The 4,345-nt window shown below is 29.0% G+C and carries 1 protein-coding gene; it reads left to right on the top strand.

Annotated elements, in window-relative coordinates:
• Positions 1-4,345 (top strand): hypothetical protein (locus QW117_03400; GenBank protein ID MEM3405987.1); only part of this gene is annotated, 4,345 nt, incomplete at both ends.

The raw sequence follows: 4,345 nt of genomic DNA, 5'->3' as shown, positions 1-4,345 counted from the left end.
AAAGAGTAGGTTCTATGCAGCAAGGAAGTAATTCTTTTTATTTTCAAGGAAATATAGATGAAGTTTATATCTACAATAGAAGCCTATCAGCAGATGAAATTAAACAGCTCTATTATTCTAATTTATACAAATATGAGCCAGATAAATGGCAATTCATAACAAATCAATCAAATTTATCTGTTGGAACATACACATATCAAGGTTTTGCAAAAGATACTTTAAATAATGTAAATCAAACTGAAGAAAGACAGATAACTATAAATGTTACTGGTGGCGAAGAAGACATTACTCCACCTGTAGTTACACTTGTCTCACCAGAAAATGCCACATCAACAATTAATATTACAATTAATTTTGTTTGTAATGCAACAGATGATATTGGTTTGAGTAATATTACACTTTATATTTGGAATTCAACTGATTTGATTTATACAAATACAACATTAGTAAGTGGAACATATAATGAAACAAGTTGGGATTACACTTTACCATATCGTGGAGAATTTAAATGGAATTGTTATGCTTGTGATAACAGCAGTAATTGCAATTTTGCATCTACTAATTATAGTTTAACAATTTTGAAATTCGCTTCAATAAATATAACTTATCCAATAAATGGAACAGCTCTGCCAAGGGGTAATGATTCTATAAGTCATGAAGATGATTTACAAGTTGTTAAAAATGATATTAATATAATTGCAAAGGTTTATGATAATTCAAATTTAGAAGGAATAGAAAATGTAAATTGTAGCTTTTATTTTGATAATGAATTAATAGGAACATCTCTTACAAATTCGACAGGATATTGTAATTTAAGTTATAACAAAGTAAATAAGGAATTTGGCTGGCATAATATCACTGTAAATTATACAGAATTGCCTACTAATTATTATGGCTTTATTAATATAACAACAAATCAATTAAAAATTGAAAACTGGACATTGCAGATAGATATTGTAAACTATAGAACAAATAGCGGAACATATTATTATGTTGATGATATTGCGGGAGTTAATATAACAATAAAAAGAGATAACCAACTTAAAAATGCAACAAATATAACTTTAATATTAAGCAATAATCTTAATCAGAATTTACAAATCATTTACATTGAAAATTTAACATACATATCAGAAGGAAAATATTATTTTGAGTTAGTTGTGCCAAATATTAATTGGTTGAGATGGAAAGCTGTTGCAACTTATGATTTTGAAGGAACAGGCGAAATTAATGCAACATCTTCTCAACATACAGATGTTCAAGTAAATCAATTAAATGCTTTATTAAATACAACAGCGACAAAAGAATCAGACGAGTTATTTGAAAATACAACTATAAAATTCTTTAGACATGGATTAATTGGAAGATATTTGTTACAGGAAAGAGAAATTAATTCAACATTTCCTTGGAATTCAAGATCAATGGTATTAGGAGACAATTTTTATGATGTTGAGTTCGAAATGCCAGATTCATATAAATTAATCATATCAAAAATTAATATTTCTTCATCATACTTAACATTAAAAACACAATCAGCAAATTATACAGGAACAATTCCAGGAATTGCAAGATTAAGTAAGGTTATAGCAGCAAATATAAGCAATTTCGAAAAAGCAACACTTTATTTTGTTAAGGAGTTTGAGCCAACTAAAATATGCAGATGTGAAGATTGGAATTTCATATCTAATAGTTGCTATGGAACATGGCAGTGCAATTCAACATCTGATTATGAATATGGAAGTAATTCATCACATTTCTGGTTTAATGTATCTGGCTTTACAGGTTATGCTGGTGGTGTTGGTTATAATGCTAATCTAACGATTTATGATAGCAATGATACAGAAGGGGGAGGAAATACAATTTATGTAAATCAACAAGCAATATTTTATGCAAATTACACAAACTCAACATCAGGTCAAAGTATAAATGGTTCTGAGATTTATTGTGAAATAACATTTAATGTTAGTGGTGGATGGACAAATCCAGAAAACATGAGTTTCAATTCCTCTTCATTATTGTATGAATATAATAGAAGTTTTAATGAAGCAGGAACATTTAATTGGAATGTAACATGTGACGGATCAAGTTTAGGTTATGATGCATTGATTGCAAATGATACAATTCTAATCATACAAGAAGAACAAGACACAACCCCACCAACCATAACAATAATATATCCACAAAATATATCATATAACATAAACATAAGTGAATTAAATTACACATATCAAGATGATAATCCTGGCTATTGTTGGTATAGTAAAGATAATGGCAATACAAACTCATCATCAGTAATAGCAGGAACAAACTTTACAAACATAATAAGCACAGAAGGAACAAATACCTGGACACTATATTGTAATGACACAGCAGGAAATGAAAACTCAACAAGCATAACTTTCTTTAAAGACACTATATATCCTTTAATTTCATTTGTAGAACCAACAACATCATCTGGGATACATAATCAAAATTATATAGATGTAAATGTAACAGCAAGTGATGATAATTTAGATACAATAACTATATATCTATATAATTCAACAGGTTTAGTAAATTCAACATCTTCACAAACATCTCCTTTCTACGTAAAATTCACTAACTTACAAGAAGGAACATATTACATTAATGCAACAGTAAATGATACATTAAATAACATAAACTCAACAGAAACAAGAACTATAATTTTAGACACCATACCACCTCAACTAACAATAATCTCACCAGCAAACATAACATATAACACAAACACAATTGACTTCAATATAACAGCAGATGAGAATTTAGATAGTTGCTTATACACTATAGATAATTGGCAAACAAATATAAGCATGACAAAATTAAATGACACTTACTTCTATAATATAACTCAATTAAACGACGGAAGTTACACAGCAAAATTCTGGTGTAATGATACATCTGGCAATATAAATGATACAGAGCAGGTTGGATTTAGTATTGATGCAACCCCACCATACTTCACCTACATACCACCTTCACCATACAACATATATGATAATGAAAGTTTAGATGTTGATTTTAATGCCACTGATGAAACTGCTTTTGATTGTTTTGCTGTTAATGACACAACTAACTTTGCTATTGATTGTGATGGTAGATTAATAAACATAACAGCATTAAGCATAGGAACATATAACTTGAACATAACAATAAACGACACAAGCAACAACCTAAATTCTACAATATGGCAGTTAGAGGTTTTAGATTCATGTATTCCTAATTTAGTAAATACAACATGGTCTGATTGGTATAATATAACTGAATGTAGGGTTAATAATACAATATTGCAAGAAAGAAATTTAACTCAATATGATGAGAATGATTGTAATGAGATAGAAAACCAGACATTTTATGATTATAGGGAAATAGAATGTGATTATTGTACTCCTAACTTAGTTAACACAACAAAATCTGAATGGCAGAACATAGGTTGTGTAGGATATGATATGAATCAAAGTAGGTATTGGATAGAATATGATGAAAATGATTGTAATGAAATAGAGAATAAGACATATTATGATTATAGGTTATTATATGCTGACTTAATTTATACTGAATGGACTAATTGGACAGATGTAGGATGTGTTGGTAATGATATGAATCAAAGTAGATATAGAATACAATATGATGCTAATAATGTTGGATGTTTTGAAAATCAAACTGAATATGATTATAGGATATTAGAAGCATTATTACAAAATACAACTAAATCTGATTGGCAAGATGTTGGATGTGTTGGTAATGATTTGAATCAATCTCGTTATTGGATACAATATGATGTTAATAATGTTGGTTGTTATAATAATGAGACATTCTATGAATATCAGTTATTAGAAGCAGACATAAAATCAACTGAATGGACTGATTGGCAAGATGTTGGATGTATAGGAGAGCAGATGAACCAATCAAGAAGCAGGAAATGGTATGATGCTAACAATTTAGGATGTTATGAAAATAATACAGAATACGATTACAGATTAGATGGACCTATATTACAAAATACATCTTGGAGTAGTTGGGAAAATCTTGGTTGTATAGGAACATCTGGTTATCAAAACGAAAGCAGGTATTTAATAGAATATGACTTATATAGTTGCAGGGAAAACATAACTTATTATGAATATAGGCAAACTTATAATGAGAGTTGTTTAGATTTAACTCCACCATCAATCTCATTCATCCTTCCAACCGAAAATAATGGAACAATAATTTATGTAAACTCAACTATGATAAATGTAAGTGTTAGCGAGAATGTTTCATCTTGCATATTAATCTGGGACCCTCCTGCTCCTGGCGCATCAGGAAATTTTGACTTAGATTATAT

The sequence above is a fragment of the Candidatus Pacearchaeota archaeon genome, assembly GCA_038874355.1.
GTDB lineage: Archaea > Nanobdellota > Nanobdellia > Pacearchaeales > GW2011-AR1 > JAVZCO01.
Note: the sequence above shows the minus strand (reverse complement) of the source record. Positions and strands in the feature narration are given on the sequence as shown.